The 16006-nt window shown below is 34.6% G+C and carries 11 protein-coding genes; 2 read left to right on the top strand and 9 right to left on the bottom strand.

The features are described 5' to 3' along the window. The first annotated feature begins 156 nt into the window (after positions 1 to 156). On the top strand, positions 157 to 918 hold the full coding sequence (locus tag ABEB31_RS17670; protein ID WP_347052973.1) for a rhomboid family intramembrane serine protease: 762 nt from the start codon (positions 157 to 159) through the stop codon (positions 916 to 918). A gap of 63 nt (positions 919 to 981) precedes the next feature. Continuing rightward, complete coding sequence (locus ABEB31_RS17665; RefSeq protein ID WP_347052972.1) at positions 982 to 1488, top strand: hypothetical protein; 507 nt, start codon at positions 982 to 984, stop codon at positions 1486 to 1488. A 1-nt stretch (position 1489) separates the two neighbouring features. Here the strand turns inward: ABEB31_RS17665 and ABEB31_RS17660 are convergent, their stop codons facing one another. From ABEB31_RS17660 to ABEB31_RS17620, 9 genes are all read right to left on the bottom strand, one after another. After that, entirely contained in the window at positions 1490 to 2293 is an 804-nt protein-coding gene (locus tag ABEB31_RS17660) for a DUF2490 domain-containing protein (protein ID WP_347052971.1), read from the bottom strand. Positions 2294 to 2340: 47 nt separating this feature from the next. Further along, entirely contained in the window at positions 2341 to 3075 is a 735-nt protein-coding gene (gene rlmB, locus ABEB31_RS17655; RefSeq protein ID WP_347052970.1) for a 23S rRNA (guanosine(2251)-2'-O)-methyltransferase RlmB, read from the bottom strand. A gap of 81 nt (positions 3076 to 3156) precedes the next feature. Beyond that, on the bottom strand, positions 3157 to 3648 hold the full coding sequence (locus ABEB31_RS17650) for a lipid-binding protein (RefSeq protein ID WP_347052969.1): 492 nt from the start codon (positions 3646 to 3648) through the stop codon (positions 3157 to 3159). A 10-nt stretch (positions 3649 to 3658) separates the two neighbouring features. Further along, positions 3659 to 4423: a BT_2262 family domain-containing protein gene (locus tag ABEB31_RS17645; protein ID WP_347052968.1), complete on the bottom strand. Its 765-nt coding sequence runs from the start codon at positions 4421 to 4423 to the stop codon at positions 3659 to 3661. Positions 4424 to 4436: 13 nt separating this feature from the next. Continuing rightward, positions 4437 to 5897 carry a SusD/RagB family nutrient-binding outer membrane lipoprotein gene (locus ABEB31_RS17640; RefSeq protein ID WP_347052967.1) on the bottom strand — a complete coding sequence of 487 codons (1461 nt, stop codon included), beginning with the start codon at positions 5895 to 5897 and terminating at the stop codon, positions 4437 to 4439. A gap of 15 nt (positions 5898 to 5912) precedes the next feature. Beyond that, complete coding sequence (locus tag ABEB31_RS17635) at positions 5913 to 9056, bottom strand: SusC/RagA family TonB-linked outer membrane protein (protein WP_347052966.1); 3144 nt, start codon at positions 9054 to 9056, stop codon at positions 5913 to 5915. A gap of 341 nt (positions 9057 to 9397) precedes the next feature. After that, entirely contained in the window at positions 9398 to 10858 is a 1461-nt protein-coding gene (locus tag ABEB31_RS17630) for a SusD/RagB family nutrient-binding outer membrane lipoprotein (RefSeq protein WP_347052965.1), read from the bottom strand. Positions 10859 to 10870: 12 nt separating this feature from the next. Beyond that, positions 10871 to 14149 carry a SusC/RagA family TonB-linked outer membrane protein gene (locus ABEB31_RS17625; RefSeq protein ID WP_347052964.1) on the bottom strand — a complete coding sequence of 1093 codons (3279 nt, stop codon included), beginning with the start codon at positions 14147 to 14149 and terminating at the stop codon, positions 10871 to 10873. 88 nt (positions 14150 to 14237) lie between these two features. Continuing rightward, positions 14238 to 15932 carry a BamA/TamA family outer membrane protein gene (locus ABEB31_RS17620; protein WP_347052963.1) on the bottom strand — a complete coding sequence of 565 codons (1695 nt, stop codon included), beginning with the start codon at positions 15930 to 15932 and terminating at the stop codon, positions 14238 to 14240. Between the last annotated feature and the right edge of the window lie 74 nt (positions 15933 to 16006).

The following is a 16006-nucleotide window of genomic DNA, read 5'->3' as shown; positions in this document are numbered from 1 at the left end:
GTTTTAAGTTTACAATTTAATTTACAGAAAGTTAAAACGTTTGCCACCAAAGTATGTTTGTTACGATTTGAGACATTTTATTTTTAATATGACAAAATATCAGTAAAATTTTTTTGGATAGTTTTTTGAGTTGAATTGGTTCCTATATTAAATGATATGAACGATACTAATTTTAAATTTTCGAATGCTGTAATTGGTCTCCCATTATTTTTTGTCCTTTTTTTATGGATCATTTATTGGATGCAGATTCGATTTGATTTTGATTTTTATCGTTACGGAATTTATCCCCGGGATTTTATCGGTTTACGAGGTGTTTTATTTAGTCCGTTTATTCATGAAAATTTAGAACATTTATACAATAATAGTATTCCGCTTTTGATATTATTGGCAGCGATTGAATTTTTTTATCCAAAGCAAACCCTTGGTGTTATTGGATATGGAATAGTATTTTCGGGATTAATTACCTGGGCCGTGGGGCGCGAAAATTTCCACATTGGTGCCAGTGGGTTAATTTATGTTTTAGTTACTTTTATTTTCTTTAAAGGAATCCAGACAAAATATTACCGATTGGTAGCTTTATCTTTCACTGTAATTTTGCTTTATGGTGGAATGATTTGGTATGTTTTCCCAGATGTAGATCAGTCAATTTCATGGGAAGGACATTTGGCAGGTTTCCTTACAGGTTTTGTACTGACTTTGTGTTATAAAACTCCGGAATATGCAAAACCCATTGTTTACGATTGGCAACGGCCGGATTTTGACTCCGCAAAAGATCCCTTTATGAAACATTTTGATGAATATGGTAATTTTGTCAATATTTCTGTTGAAGAGGAAGAGGATCCAATTAATTATTTTTATTCAAGTCATCCGGTCAATTACATTCTGTCCAATAAATCTGAAGATGAAGGCAGTAAGTAGATCAATAATTTTTTGGAATTAAAAGACTAAATTTGTTTTGCTAACAATATAATATTTAGTGCAATGGAAAAAATACTTTTTTTAGCCTTGTTTTTTTGTTCTGTTTCTAATAGTGAAATTTTCGCTCAATGCGAAATAAGAAACAGATTGCAGGCCGATGGAAGTATGCTGTATTATTTTGAGCCTGAAATTTTTTACACCACAAAATCAAAATCATTAAAAATAAATGTAGTTACTGATAAAGAGCATTATTTTGTTGCACTCCAGCCTACTCCGTTTCCGGAGAAAAATGTAGGTAAAAAAATTAAAGATGACTTGGTAATTATTCTTTCTAACAATCAAAAGTATACATTATCGCATTACGACACGCAGTACCAGCAAAACGATTCAGTTATGCAGGTTCTTTATTTAATTGATGAGAAAGATCTTAAGTCATTTTCAACTTTTGATGCTATTGCAGCAGAAATTAATATTCAGGGCACAGAATTTATGCGGAGATATAATTTTAAACTGCATAAAAGCGCAATGACAAGGCAGCTTAATTGTTTTTTAAGTGAAAAGGATAAATAACTTATTCTTCATCATTTATTTCGTTATGATGTTTTGACGCTATTTTCTTTTTAACATTTTGAAAAAGATTATTAAAGCTCAGTGTAACAGAAGCGGCATTGGTGATTTGATTTGCATTATTTCTTGGCAGGTATTCGTTGCAATATGTAATTTCTAGTTGAGTATCGTCTGTAAATAAATAGCCTGCGCCAATATTAAGTCTGTTTCTGTCAAAGAAACTTTCCCCTGTAACTTTCGCTCCGGATTTTAAATAGATTTCATCTGATGCAATAGCGTAAACAACTCCTTTTCTTAAAAACTTACTGTTAATAGGTTGAATGTATTTAATTTGCTGACGGTAACGAAATACATTTTCAAAGTCCTCATCCCGGTTTTTTATATGTCGCAGCTCTCCTCTCATTCTTGTACTTAAAGTGTAGCCGGTTTTATGGAAATAATAAATTCCCTGAAGAGAAAAGCGCCATTCTGGAGATTCAAACTGACCAATTTCAGGAACATCTTTATTATTGTAATAAGCCAGGGAAGAAGAGAATTTCCATCTGGGAGAGAAGTAGTAATGCGACCAGCCTCGTATGTATCTTTGAGTAGTGTTTTCGAATAAATTGGAGGAAGATTCTGTGCTGCTGTGTGTACTTCCAAAATCTAATTCGGTTGCCCATTTTTTGCTTAACGTTTGATTGAATTGTATCTGATTCCAAAACTGATTATAAGTGGTATTTTGTCCGTAACTGTTTGTAGTCAATAAAACTACAAACAGGCAACGGATTATTATATGTATAAGTTTTGAATTAGATTTTGAAAGCATTAAATAGAGTATTTAATTATTCATTCGCATCTCAACTCTAAATGTGTTTATGTTCTTTGTCGGACAGTTTCGTACAAAAAGGCACCGCAGGCCACAGATACATTTAAAGAACCAATTGAACCAAACATTGGAAGCTTAGCCTTTTCGTCAACAATTTTCAAAACAGAAGGATTTATTCCTCTGTCTTCAGAACCCATTATAATAGCAACTGGTTCGGTTAGAGATACGTCATATATATTTTGATCTGTCTTCTCTGTCGCTGCCACAGTTTTAATTCCAGAGCCCTGTAAGTAGAAAATAGCATCTTTAATATGCTCAACCTTGCAGATAGGAACATTAAATACAGCTCCGGCCGAAGTTTTAACCGTATCACCATTTACTGGAGCAGAGCCTGCTTTTTGTACAATTATGCCATTTACACCAGTACATTCTGCAGTTCTTATAATTGCACCAAAATTTCTGGCGTCGGAAATCTGATCTAATATAAGAAACAAAGGTTTTTTTCCAGATTCGATAGTTGATTCAACAAGATGTTCCAAATCGATAAAACCGATAGGAGAGATGGTAGCTACGACACCTTGGTGGTTATTTGGAGTAAGGCGATTTAGTTTTTCTACAGGTACATACGAGAAGTTAATGTTTGCACGCTTCATTACTTTCATTAGATCTTTCATAAGTTCCCCGGAAATTTCTTTCTGTACAAAAACTTTATCTACTTCTTTTCCTGCCTGAATTGCTTCTATAACGGCTCTAATGCCAAATATTTGATGTTCTTTTTCCATGGAGCAAATATAGGTAATATGTTTATATAAAAAAACCGCTCTGAATTAACAGAGCGGTTTGATTTATTGCGAATAACGTTATTAGTATTCATCTTCGAAGAAACCAGTTCTTCTATGTCCTTCATAAGAATAAATAACACCTGGTTCGTCGCTAAATTCAGCTTTAAAGCTGATTTTGTCTACTTTATGACCTCCTTTAGAAGTTGCAGCATTTTTTTCAACTTTACCGTCAGTAATATTTACTGTTCTAGTGTTATATTCATTTGCTGCAGTTGTTGCTTTAAAAGAACCATCTTTTGCAGACATAACTTTAACTTTGAATTTCCCAACAGCATCGTGATCGTCCAGCCATAAACCGCCATCATTTGCAGCAGTATTATAAGTAGAAAATAAATCGTGCTCAGAGATAGGAGTTCCATCTGGAGCAGAAAGGTTCATAAACCAATCTCCAGCCAAAGCTTCAACAGACGTTCCACCTGGATCAGTATCACCAACTTCGTCACAAGCTACAAATGACGTTAGTACAAGCATTGCCACAAGTACACGTGTTATATTTAGTTTTAATTTTTTCATTATAATAATTTTAAAGTTGTACTTGAGTTAATGTTGAAACAAAAGCATAATTTGTAACTGGAGGGTCAGTAACCCAAGAAGTGGATAGTACAAGTGTTTTAGTAGCAGCATTAACAGTTAAGCCTGTAATATTTGAAGTTCCTCCAAAATATTGATTTGAAAGAGGATTTCCTGGGAATGTAAATGCGCCAGTCGAAATATTACCAGCAATTAATCCACCTCTTGTAGCTGAAGTAATTCCGATCTTTCTTCCTATACTATACCATCCTCCAAAAGCGTCAGATACTCCATACGTTCCATCAGCATTCTTCCAAATATAAATGTATTTTTGATCTACTGAACTACCTTGAGCCGCAGATAATAGTGAACCATTTCTTCTAGTTGTAGAAAGATAAACACCTTCAATACTATTTACAAGATCTCCGGTTTTATAAACAATTACTTTTCTCGTGGCAGTTGCTTTAAAGCCATCTCTGTTTGTAGCAGTATAAGTTTGTGTATACTCATCAGCCTGGTTAAGATCTAGGGTCTTTGCTCCTCTGAAATTACCACTGAAGCTAACTTCAGTTGGAATTACAGTACCCCCTTCTTCTGCTACTACTCCAGGATCATTAAAAGTTCCACCTAATGGTACAAATACCGTAGCAGGGCCATTAACTTCGATAGTAGGATAGTTTGTGACTTTAGATGCTCCACCAGTAGAATCGGCGTCACAAGAAGTAAGAAGCACACTGCTCATTACCACTGTCATCAGTTGTATAAATATTTTTTTCATCGTTTAGATTTAATTAGTTAACATCCCACCAAACTCGGTCAGTAATTTTTGCTAAAGCAGGAGCGTTTGGATTTCTAGTTTTTGCTGTATTTGGTAAAATAATTCTTCTAGGGAATACTCCTGAAGTAACATTTTCAACAGATATTGCAAGTTGTCCAGGAATATATAAGTCGCTAGTTTGTGCAACAGCAGATTCTCTAGGATATCCAGTTCTATTTTGCTCTAAGAATGATTCGTAACCATTTCCTGGGAAACTTGCGATCCATTTTTGAGTAATAATAGCTTCAATTTGTTTGTCAACAGTTCCAGTTGTTGGAAATTCATACGCCCCGCCAGCAGCTAAAAGAGCAGTAGCGTCAATAGGAGCTGTTGGACTAGAATATTTCGCGAAGTTTGCTTTAACAGCAGCGTCATATTTTGCTTTAGCACCTGCGCCACCAAAATATCTAACTAAAGCTTCAGCTTGTAAAAAGTTGCTTTCTTCAGCAGTAATAAAATATGCGGGCGTATCAAATTTTAATATTACAGTTGCAAGACCAGTTGCAGTGTTTTCAAAATCACCTTGATTATTTGCATTTCCAGCTTCATAGTATTTAGCTTTACGAGGATCTGCATTTGCTGTAAGGTAAGTAAATAATGTTTTACTAGCTTTAAGGTTGATAGTTGAATTTAATTGTCTTCTATCAGTCTCGAATAATGGGTTGCTTCTGTCTGCTGCATCAACAAATTGAGTCTTGTTAATTACATTCATACCTGCATCTGTATCTAAAAATTGAGCACCTGAATTAATTAATTCTTTGATACCTGATTCAGCAAGAGCAGGATCCACCTGAGTAAGTCTCATATGCAATTTTAACAATAAAGTATTGCCAAATTTTGTCCAGTTGGTCATATTGCCTTCAAAAAGGAAGTCATCTTTAGCTGGTGCAGTACCAACTGATGAGCTTAAGTCTTTTGATAATGCTAATTTTAAATCAGCAATCATAAGATTGTAAACTTCTTTTCCTGTATTAAATTTTGGCTGTAGAATATTTGCATTGTTTGCTTCAGCATAAGGAACTGCATCGTACAAATCTGTTAACACCTGAGAACCTTCAACTTCTAAAACTGTAGCTATTAAATAATAATTCCAGTTTCCTTCAGCTTCGGCCTGTCTTTTTACTACCCTAATATCATTTAATGCATCATACATCGCTGTATAACCTGCCTGATAGTCATTGGTTCCAATACTATATTGATCAACGTCTTTGTATTGGTTAGAAGTATTATTTTGTGTCCAAAATTGAGACCAGAATCCACCGATAAGGGCGTAGTATGATCCTTGAGCGCCTATAAGACCTGCAATACCTGCAGGTAAAATAGTACTGTTAGCTTGTCCAGATGGCAACGTATCTGGATCTCTATTGATGTCAAATGTTTCATCACATGACACAAATAAAAACATTGCTGCTATTATTGTTGTTATCTTTTTCATTTTTCTATATATATTTTAGAATGATAATTTTAAAACTCCACCCACAGATCTTTGTGATGGGTTAGATGCAAATTCTCCAAAATCTGAGATTACACCTGTACCATAAGTTCCAGTTTCAGGATCTGTAAATGGGTTTTCTCCTGGAGTCCACATAAATAAGTTTCTTCCGTAGATACCAAGTGTTATTTTGTTCAATCCCATGTTTTTACTGACAGAAGATGGGAAATCATAGTTTAAGTTGATTTCTCGTAATCTAACAAATGTTTTATCAATTACATGTGTACCTTCTATACCAGGATTATTTGAAGTATTGTAGAATGATGTTACTTTATCCCAGGCAAGTGGTGTAGTATTTTCTGTGTAAGTTACTACTCCATTTGTATCAACGCTTTCATTAACTGAGTTAGGAACGATGAATGGGTTTCTGTCATTGTAAGTAGTTTCAATACCATTACCTACGAAAGCAGAAAGTCTTTTTGTATAAGAATAAAATTCTCCTCCTTGTTTCCAGTCTAATGAAAGACCTAAGTTAAAGTTTTTGTATTTAAATGTGTTTTGTAATCCCATTACAAAATCACGCTGAGCGCTTCCGACTTTTTGGATATCGTCACTTACTTCGTACATACCAGTTGATGCATTTACAATGTATTGTCCGGCAGCATTAGTTTTTGGAACTTGAGCATAAAATGAACCAATAGCATCACCTTTAGTTGCTCTGAAAGTTACGCCATAAGCACTTGTTAAATCAACATAGTCTCCAGTTGTTAATTCAGTAACCTCATTCATGTTTTTAGTGAATGTGTATGTTAATGTCCAAGAGAAGTTTTGGTTTTTGATTGGGCTAGCAGTAACTGAAAGCTCAATACCTTTGTTAACGATATCTCCAGCATTAATAAATTTCCCAGTGTAACCAGTAGCAGGATCTAATGGTAAGTTTACAATAAGGTCAGAAGTTGTTTTGTGATATAACGCGATATCATAACTGATTCTGTTTTTAAAGAATGATCCTTCAGCTCCAACCTCAAATTCTACAGTTGATTCTGGTTTTAAAATTGGATTTCCAAGTCTACCATTAGCTTCGTAAAAACTTACACCTCCAATTGGCGATGCAATTATACCAAAGTTTGCCGCCGCAGAACCAGAAACATAAGAATCTTCGGTTACGTAAGCTTGAGTGTCATTTGCAATTTTTGATGCAGCACCTCTTAATTTTAAGAAAGTACTTCCATTATCAATGGCAATAGCTCCTAACGATAATGCTGGGTAGAAATATGCATTATTTCCTATTGGTAGTGTAGAAGTAACGTCTTCTCTACCAGTTATTGTTGCAAAATATCTGTTTTTGAAAGCAAATTCGGCTGATGCATAAACTGCTCCAGTTTTTCTTAATGAGTTAGCTTGAGTAATTACAGGCCTAACTGCCGAGTTTGAAAGTTCGTAGTAATTAGGAATTCCTAAGTTTGTAACAGAGTTGATTAATTGATCCGACTCTCTTTTATTGTAGTTGAAACCTCCTAAAAGATTCAATGTCCAGTCTTCGCTTAAATTTGTGTTGTAATTAAGATTGAAGAATGTATCGAACTCGCTATATTCAGATCTTGACTCAGTAACTCCACCTACAACTGGATTAGCTGCAGCAACTGCTTGCGGCGTTCCAGGAAGATAATTTACAATAGCTCCGTAACTTTTAAGCCTTTCTTGTCTAACGTTTCCACCGATCTGCCATGTAGCAGTAATTTTATCTGTTAGTTTATAACTTAAGTTTACGTTCCCAAAAATATTGTTTCCATATATTTTTGTGCTGTTCTCATTGATTGAGAAATATGGGTTAGCAGCGTAAGGGGTAAAGTAATAGTCTGGAGTATTGAATATGTTGTTTTTGTAATCTCTTAGATCAACAACACTAATATCTCTAGGGATCTGTAATAAATCTTGCTGTAATGTCGAACCTTGTCCAGCGTCATCACCTTGTCCTGTGTTAACAGCACTTTGGTTTTTGTATACATAGTTAAGAGAGGTTCTTAATGTAAATCTTTTCGATTTTAATCCTCCATTAAATCCTAAGGATTGTTTTTGATATAAATCTGCTTCAGTTGGAACAACACCATCACTGTTTACATTAGAAAAAACTAATGAGAAGTCAGAATTATCACCACCACCACTAAGGCTTACAGATTGCGTAGATAAGATACCTGTATTGTAAAAGTCTCTAACATTATCTTCTAGTCCTACATAAGGCTTGATTTGTTGACTGTTGTTGTATACAGTTCCCCACGGTCTAACTTCTCCATTGAATGCAGGTCCCCAAGACCCATTTTCATTACTATAAGAGTTTAAACCTGAATATCCTGCAGCATTCCATCCTTGTCCAAATTGATTTTGTAAATGAGGAACTCTTGCAACTTCACTTAGTTCCGTTGAAGCTAACATATCAACTTTGATTCCAGCGTTTGCTTTTCCTTTTTTAGTTGTGATAATGATAACACCACCACCTGCTCTTGAACCATAAAGTGCAGATGCTGCAGCACCTTTAAGTACTGTCATGCTCTCAATGTTGTTAGGATCCAAGTCACTAATACCATTTCCAGAATCATATGATCTAGTAGTAGATGTCGAAGATGTATTAGTATTGTTAAGTGGAGTACCGTCAACAACGTAAAGTGGTCCTGTTGCTCCGTTGATAGAGTTAAGACCACGGATGATAACTTTAGTGGCAGCTCCTGGTTGTGATGGAGCAGTGATGTCCACCCCGGCGATTTTACCAGAAAGTGTTTCAAATGGGTTTGTGTTAACTACTTGTGTAAGCGCGTCTGCTTTTAAAGTTGTAGTAGCATATCCAAGAGATTTTTTCTCTCTTTTGATACCAAAAGCTGTAACAACAACTCCTTCAAGTTCTTGTGCTCCGCCATCTGCTAATTTAACATTTACGGTAGAAGAACTTGCTGCTACTTCCTGAGTTTTCATCCCGATGTAGCTAAATACCAAAATTTGGCTTGGTGATACTTTGATCGAGAATTTTCCATCAAAGTCAGTTTGTGTTCCTGTTTTAGTTCCTTTAACTAATACACTAACACCCGGTAAAGGCATTCCTGCATTATCAGAAACTGTCCCAGAAACAGCTCTTTCTTGCGCAAAAGACAATTGCGCAACTAGTACCAATAAAAGCACTAGGAATCCATTGAACTTTAGTTTCATTTTTAAATATTTTGAATTAGTATCGCAAAACTCTTAATAATTTGTTAACTTTCCTAATATAAAAAGCTTTTTTTTTAGTTAAATTATGATTTTATAATAGGATATTGTTTTTTTATTGTTAATTAAAGCCCTGAAATTTGTTATTCGCAGTTTATTGACGTAATTCTGATAATAATTAAATATATTGTCTTTAAGATAAATGTTAAATTTTACTAGGTATGCTATATAAATGTCTTTTTTTATAACTTTTATACAGAAAAAGCCACCCAAAATTGAGTGGCTTGATATGTTTAAAAGCGAAGACTTTAAAATTTATCCCAAAATAACTTGGTTTCAACACTATCTCCACCTATTGCCTGACTTGCGTCGGTATAGCTACTTTTGTTTAAGGATTGTTCTATAATGGGATATGTATATCGTTGTGGAATTGCTGATACAGCATCTGCCGGGGCAACTAATATTGGATAGTCTAATCTTCGATATGTTGACCATCCTTCAAATGGATTATTGTAATAAGCAATCCAACTTTGATATCCAATTTTTTCTTTCCAATTTCCAGCAGCAGTGGTGTAAGCAACTTCTGGTTTTGCAAGATATGTTTCAGCTTCCGTCTGGCTCCCTCCCCAGTCTAATATCGATGCAGTAATAGCTGCATTGTAATGTGCTTCTGCGTTAGATGGTGTGCCGTATAAGGATCTTTCTGCTGCTTCGGCTAACAAAAATTCTGCCTCAGCATAATCTAATATTGTTCCAGGATAATCCGGAACCTGAATTGTAGGTGTAATATGAGTATAATTAGAAAAGGAATTACTTGCTCCATTTGTACCTCCTATGTATTCAATTTCTGGTGTTGCTGGATCATCAACATTGTTGTCGAAATATTTGGATCTTCGCGGATCATTTAGTGCGTTCATTTTATCCACCAAAGTATTGGCAGGAACAAAATCAGAGCGTCCGCTCGCAACTAGATCTACATATAAAGGATTAGTATTTGGTGTTGCAGTTAAATATTTTAAATCTGCATTATCCAGATTAGAAGTAAAAACTAGAGGAGCTGCACTTGCTACGGTAGCTTGCGCTAATGCAGCTTCGGAGGGAATATCAGAAATTGTAATTCCCATTCTTAATTTTAATGTATTTGCAAATTTTATCCATTTAGATACATCTCCATTATATATACGATCGTTGCCTCCAAAACTTGCACCAGCCGGATTAAGTTTGGCAATCGCTGCATTCAATCGCGAGATTAAATCTTTATAAATTGTCAAACCATCATCATATTTTGGTGTCTTGTATTGCAAGTTAAGGGCTTGAGAATAAGGAACGTTTCCAAATGTTTCGACAAGAATGGCATAAGTATAGACGTTAAGTACTTCTATTATTGCCAGCTTGTTGGATTTGTCTAAAGGATTATCTGTAACAGCAATGGGTGTGTTGTTGATGTTTATTGCGCTTTGATCTAAATCCTTTAATACATCTTTATACAAATATTGCCAATGCTGTTCGGGAATTGTTCTGGTTACTAAGTCGTAATTGCTTTCATCTGTATAAACCGTTTCTGTCCAGTATTGATTTAATAATCTAAAAATATTGTCATTTACATTCGTGCTCATCATTTGGTCTACCAGACTTTTCTGTGCACTTGTAAATAAGGCTTCGCCAGGTACGGTGGCCGGATCTTTTACGTTTTCGTTTAAATTTTCTATATCATCCGAACAAGAAAACAGAACGAGTGTTGTGATTAGAATAAAAAATATATTTTTCATGATTTTCTTATTTTAGAATTGGATTTTTACATTGAAACTTATGTCTCTGGTAGAGGGTAATGACCCTGTTGAATATCCTTGCAGATTACCAGCACCTAATCCTGATTCCGGATCTGCGTCTGGCAGATTTTTATGTATAATCCAAAGGTTTGTTCCTACCAGACTGAAAGTCATTCCGTTAATAAAAGTGTTTTTTAATACTTTTTCAGTTAAAGAGTATGAAATTGAAGTTTGTCTTAATTTGATATAACTTGCATCATATACAAATGCTTCATCGGGCAATCCTCTTCTGTATCCTTGAGCTCCAAATCGGCTTGCCTCTATTCTTGTCACATTAGTACTTCCGTCAGGATTAACACCTGGATTAATAAAACCTCCGCTGTCGCTTCCCGAAGTAAGAGGATCCCTAACAGGGTTTCCAAGTTCGTTTGTAAAAGCAGTTTCGGCATAAACACCTGTTGCAAGTCCATAGTAACGGTCTAATGAAAAAATTTGTCCGCCTTTTTGCATGTCAATTAAGAATTCTAGTGAGAAGTTTTTGTATGTGAATTTGTTATTTATTCCTCCCGTATATTCCGGATTTGCATTTCCAATTACATTATCTGAAGTTGAAGTTTTAATATATTGACCATTAGCAGGGTCAACTACCCTTTGACCATTTAGATAAGTATATTGAGTTCCGTAAATTACACCGTATGGCTTTCCTACTTCAGCATTTATTGTAACTCCTCCTTGAAATGAGCCCAATTGTAAATTATCGATTCCATCTAAGAGATTAAGTACTTTATTTCTGTTTCTTGCCCAGTTGATATTAATATCCCAGGAAAAATTTGCTGTCTTTATTGGTGTTCCGTTTAATGATACTTCGATACCTTTATTTTCAATTTCACCGGCATTAATAAGTTCGTATAAATATCCGGTTGAAGAAGTAAGTCTCAAAGGAATGATCTGATCAATTGAATTAGATTTGTAATAAGAAAGATCCAATCCTAATCTCTTTTTAAAAAAGGATAATTCTAGCCCGGCTTCATAACTTTTTGTGCGCTCCGGTTTTAAGTTCGGATTGTTTTTTGTGTCTTTTGCAGATGCAGATGAGGCCCCAAAAGCTGTATTTACAGCATATGTATCTAAGATTCTGTCAAATCCGGGGCTGTTACCAACCTCTGCATAATTCAGTCTGACTTTTCCAAAAGAAAGCCATTCAGCTTCTATGAATTTAGAAAATACAAAACTACTTGATACAGATGGATAGTAATAGGAACTGTTGGCTTCTGGAAGGGTAGAAGAGTGATCTCTTCTTATAGTTCCTTCCAAAAATAGGTAATCATCGTATCCAAAAGATGCGCTGGCATATATACCGTCAACTCCGATAGCTTCATCTCTCTCAATTGGAGCCAGCATCGGGGCTGCTGTATTTTGCAATGCATATAAACCAGCAATGGCAAGGCCTCCATTTGTCGCCGCCCATATAGAATTGTAATAGCTTCTGCGTATGTTGACCCCGGCAACTCCTTTTAAATTAAGTTTTTGGGTTAAATCTACGTTGTAATTTAGCATAAAGTCATAGTTGTATTCGCTAAATCCAATATTTTTTCTGGAATAGCCAGATGGCGCTGGGCTTCTGTTTAAACTGCCATCACCACCGCCTGTTCCTATACCGAAATTAGATGGTACACTTCCTACGGCCCTTCTTTCTTCCTGAAGTTCGTCATATGTATCTACTGATATTCTTCCGTATGCATCAAGCCAACTTGCAATTTTGTAGTTTAAGGATACATTTCCAATAAATCTGTTTCTGCTGTCAGACTCATAATTTTCATAACGTTGAAAATAAGGATTGTCCCAAAAAATTGGCGTCGCATTTGTTGTGGAATTAGGATTCCATGAAACATTTCTTCCTGTTAATTCGTAAGCTTGTTTAAGTCCGCTTATGTCAACATTTGTTTGCCACCACTGTCTAAAGTTACCAGCGATGTTATCATTGTAACCCGTGGTATTTCTACCAATGGTGCTAGTTCTTGTAAAGTTTCCGTATCCGGCAACAGTTAATCTGTCGTTAATTAAAGTCGAAGCATTTAAGGTGATTGTATTTCTTTTTAAAGAGCTATTGGGTAACAAACCTTTCTGATCGAGATTGTTTATTCCTAATCTTAGATATCCATTTTCGAGTCCTTTATCTATCGAAATGGAATTTGTTAAGGCTATTGGTTTTTCAAAAAATGTGATGGGGCCTTTTTTTGCTGCTATCCAGGGTGTAGCTTTCAAATAGTTTGGTGATTCGGGATAAAATGCATCCCATTGATAGACTAACAAATTAGGATCAAATCTGGCACCATAGGATGCATCTTCTGTTAATGGTGTAACGTAATCAAGGACTCCGTCACCGTTTATGTCTTTTCTGTCAAGGTAAGAATCTTCGTCTGGTCCATAATAAGGGCCATAACCTCCACCATATTGATCTTGATATTTTATAAAAGTACTTTTATCAACAGATCCTGTAGTTATTCCCGAATTTACAGTTATAGAGTATCCTTTTGATTTTTTGTTTCCTTTCTTAGTTGTAATTACTACAACACCATTTGCTGCTCTCGAACCATATAATGCACTGGCTGCTGATCCCTTTAGTACATTTACAGATTCAATGTCTTCAGGGTTAATATCAGAAGCGGCACTTCCGTAATCATAACCCGCTCCAGACTGTTCCTGATCTCGGGAATTAGAATTATTGTTACTGACAGGAACTCCATCAATAACAAATAAAGCCTGATTATTTCCGGTTAGCGAAGAATTTCCTCTAATTACAATGTTGGTAGAACCTCCAAAATTTGTAGTTCTTTTAACTTGTACACCTGAAACTTTTCCAGAGATGGAGTTTACAAAGTTATCACTCTTAACTGCTGCCAAATTTTCTCCTTTTACTTCCTGAGTGGCGTATCCCAAAGATTTCTTTTCTCTGGACAATCCCAATGCGGTAACTACAACTCCTTCAAGTTGCATGGTATCTCCGGAAAGTTTGGTATTAATCTGGGATGAACTGGCAGCAACTTCCTGTGATCTCATTCCAATGTAGCTAAATATCAAAACTTGGCCGGGAGCAGCTTTGATAGAATATTTTCCATCAAAATCTGTCTGTGCACTGTTTTTTGTGCCTTTAACTAAAACGCTTACACCCGGTAAAGGCATGCCTGCATCGTCTGTAACAATTCCCGAGACTGTTCGTTCTTGCGCAAAGGTTAGTTGCGCGATTAGTACTATAAAAAGCACTAGAAATTTGTTAAACTTTGGTTTCATAATTAACAATTATTTTGAATTAGTCTTACTAATCTCATAATAATTTGTTAATATTCCTATTTTTTATTTAATAAATTTCTGTCATAAGTTAAAAATTAACATTATAACAAATATTTAAAATACTGTTATAAAATTTAATTTCCCCTTTATTTGCAGAGCCGTTGGCAATTTGTATTTTGAGTAAACCACTATTTGTAAGTAAGCCTAATCCTACACCAAAAGATAGTAAATTTCTTATTTTTTTATTATTTGAGGTTTGGTCCTGATACACACCATAATCAAAAATGGTATGTAAATAGAAATTGCCTGTTGGTAAATATCTGTATTCTGTTAAAAGCAAACTGTTGAAATTTGCCTGTAAGCTGTTTTCTGAAAATCCTCTAATAGAATTTAGTCCCCCAAAGCGAAAGAGTTCATTTGTAATGAAATTTTTGCTCTGCAGCCAGTTATTTTGTGAATTAAAGTAAATGTAATTATTAGTATTTAGTTCAAAGTTGTAAGCAAGATTTAATGTGATAAAAAATTGTTTGCTTAATCCTGCGGTTCCGGCTTCATCAGGGGTACTCCTTTTTCCGTAACCAATAGTCGAATTTATATAAGCTTTAGCAGGGAAAAGATTTTCATTATTTTGTCTTTTGTATTCGTAGTTTGTTGTGAAGTAACTATTTTCAAAATCACTTAGGCTATTGCTGTTTGTGTTTTGAATATCACTGGATTCTGTCGCTTGGTATCCGATATATAGTTTAGAATTGTAATTAATAAAATACCCAAGATTAATATCGGTTTTGGTATTTTGAAAGGTGCTGTCCTGTTTAAAAATGTTTAGTTGCGCTTTTATTCCGATCGGAGATCTAAATAAATATGGTATTTCGAGTTTGGTATTAAATGTCTTTTGCTGATTTCCGTCGCTTTTCCAGTAGAGCGAAAACTTTTCGCCAGCCCTAAGTGTGTTTATTAAAGAGATGTCAAGGTATCCATTTAGGATTAATTTTTTGGTATCATCATTAGAAAAGCCAATGTAACCATCAAAAGTATTTGCTTTTCTCTTATCAATATAGGTGTAAACTTTAGTAGAGTCTTTTGTAAATAAGATTTCCGGATATTTGGTTTGGGTTACAAATTCGAAACTATTGATGTCATCATGCAACTTTTTAACCGTTTCCTGATTAAATATTTTATTGGTATACTTTTTATTTAATTGTTTTATAGCGCCTTTAGGGAAATAATTATTCAAATTTGAATTTGCATAATTTATAATAATCGCATTAAGATTTCTTCTTTTACTTTCAGAATCAGAATAAAGGTCTGCATGGATTATCGATTTTTTTTTCCTGATATTCTCCAGTTTTATTTTAGTAAATGCGAAACCTTCTTTTTCATTTTTTGAAATTTCCTGATTTAAAAAGTTTTCAAGTTCAGAATAAGGTAAAAGCAGGGTGTCATTGACTGTTTTATATAAATTGCTGGTAGTTCTGTTTTTACCTATATATATATGTATTTTTTTTATCTTGGTTTTAAGATCAAATAAAACATAAAATGTACTGTCATTTACCTTGCGATTTTCAATAATTTTAGAATCTATATATCCTTGTTTTGTCAGCAAACTTAATGTTGTCGAAATTTCATTATTGAGTAATTTTATATTAGGATGTTTTTTAATGTACGAAATCGAGTCAATCGTCCGGTTTTGAGCTTCGTTAGTTCCATTTATATTCAAATAGAATGACTGAGCAAAACAATTTGATGTCAGAATTAGAAGAAGTATGGAGTATAAAAGTTTCAAAGGCAATTATTTTGTGGTTCGAAAGGTTAAGCAAATATCTAATGTTTCTTTGTGAAATCATAGAGATAAATAAT

This window comes from Flavobacterium olei (assembly GCF_039749035.1).
In the GTDB taxonomy this organism is placed as follows: domain Bacteria; phylum Bacteroidota; class Bacteroidia; order Flavobacteriales; family Flavobacteriaceae; genus Flavobacterium; species Flavobacterium olei.
This window is presented reverse-complemented; position numbering and strand designations above follow the sequence as displayed.

Coding starts and splice junctions, on each gene's coding strand:
- ABEB31_RS17665 (WP_347052972.1), top strand. CDS start 982: ATGGAAAAAATACTTTTTTTAGCCTTGTTTTTTTGTTCTGTTTCTAAT.
- rlmB (WP_347052970.1), bottom strand. CDS start 3,075: ATGGAAAAAGAACATCAAATATTTGGCATTAGAGCCGTTATAGAAGCA.
- ABEB31_RS17650 (WP_347052969.1), bottom strand. CDS start 3,648: ATGAAAAAATTAAAACTAAATATAACACGTGTACTTGTGGCAATGCTT.
- ABEB31_RS17630 (WP_347052965.1), bottom strand. CDS start 10,858: ATGAAAAATATATTTTTTATTCTAATCACAACACTCGTTCTGTTTTCT.
- ABEB31_RS17625 (WP_347052964.1), bottom strand. CDS start 14,149: ATGAAACCAAAGTTTAACAAATTTCTAGTGCTTTTTATAGTACTAATC.
- ABEB31_RS17660 (WP_347052971.1), bottom strand. CDS start 2,293: ATGCTTTCAAAATCTAATTCAAAACTTATACATATAATAATCCGTTGC.
- ABEB31_RS17640 (WP_347052967.1), bottom strand. CDS start 5,897: ATGAAAAAGATAACAACAATAATAGCAGCAATGTTTTTATTTGTGTCA.
- ABEB31_RS17645 (WP_347052968.1), bottom strand. CDS start 4,423: ATGAAAAAAATATTTATACAACTGATGACAGTGGTAATGAGCAGTGTG.
- ABEB31_RS17670 (WP_347052973.1), top strand. CDS start 157: ATGAACGATACTAATTTTAAATTTTCGAATGCTGTAATTGGTCTCCCA.